A 1,071-nucleotide genomic window follows, 5' to 3' on the forward strand; every position below is an offset into this window, starting at 1 on the left:
ATGGCTGAGCCTTGTACGTAATCCGGTACTTTTTAATCAGTAGCCACACTTACGCTGTCAGCCCCGGACGGGATGATAGTCTCCAGAAGGCGCAGGGTTGTTGCCAATCCGAAGTGCGCGATAGCGCGCGAGGGAGGCTAAAATTTTATCCCGAATAGCCGTAGAGCCATTTGTGGTAGCCATGACTGAGCTGCTTTGTGCTCAGTCTGTGGCGGACGCAGGGCGGCTGGAGCATCTCCTATTCGCTGCGTAGGTGAACGAATTACGGCGACAGGAGTCCCGGAATTTCGTGAGGTAGCATGGCGCGCCTAAGAAACCTTACTACAAGAAATACAGGATCGACATATTGAAATTGTTGATATAAAGCTGGAAACAGCAGGTGCCCCTGATAAAGTGACAGCAATTATATTTCTGGATACGGGTCATGCGGGAGCAACTGCTTTCGCTGAAAATCATGGAAACGGAGCTTAGCGAAGTGGTGATTTTTAGTCCCTGATAGGCGACAGGGCAATTCGCTGATTCGACGTGTGCTAGCAGCACGCGAGAGGAGCAAGAATTGCATTCCGAATAGCCGTCCAGCCAGTGAGGTAGTAATGACGAAGCGGCTTTTGTGCGTAGTCGTTGCGGACGCAGGGCGTTCAGGGCATCTCCCATCCGCTGCGTAGGTGAACGAATTATGGCGACAGGAGTCCCGGAATTTCGTGAGGTAGCATGGCGCGCCTGAGAGAAGCGAGTTAATGGAAAATACTGGCATGGGCGTATGTTAAGTGCTTATGCCTTAAGAGACGTATGACTCAATTCAATGACAGCTTTGTACGCTGTATAAATGATCCTCTGTTTTTAGATCAGTTTTACGAGGTCTTTCTTGCTAGCTCCGATGAAATCAGAGCCATGTTTAAAGATACGGATATGGGGACTCAAAAAGCCATGCTGATGACCTCGTTGGTGTATATGAGCGATGCACATAAAGATACGCCTGGGTTGCTTGCTTCAATAGCTGAAAAGCATGATAAAGATCACCTCAATACTGAAGTTTCCCAATAATTATTTATGGTAAAATTGAAACTATGC

2 protein-coding genes are annotated in these 1,071 nt (G+C 48.1%); one reads left to right on the forward strand and one right to left on the reverse strand.

Annotation, left to right across the window (positions count from 1 at the left end; translation table 11 throughout):
* Positions 1–57 precede the first annotated feature (57 nt).
* Positions 58–183 (reverse strand): hypothetical protein, encoded by a 126-nt coding sequence (locus CDZ78_RS23855; protein ID WP_263458934.1) that lies wholly within the window; start codon positions 181–183, stop codon positions 58–60.
* A gap of 606 nt (positions 184–789) precedes the next feature.
* Here CDZ78_RS23855 and CDZ78_RS14875 point away from each other — a divergent pair.
* Complete coding sequence (locus tag CDZ78_RS14875) at positions 790–1,044, forward strand: globin family protein (protein ID WP_087870713.1); 255 nt, start codon at positions 790–792, stop codon at positions 1,042–1,044.
* Positions 1,045–1,071: the final 27 nt, after the last annotated feature.

The organism is Bathymodiolus platifrons methanotrophic gill symbiont (genome assembly GCF_002189065.1).
Lineage (GTDB): Bacteria > Pseudomonadota > Gammaproteobacteria > Methylococcales > Methylomonadaceae > Methyloprofundus.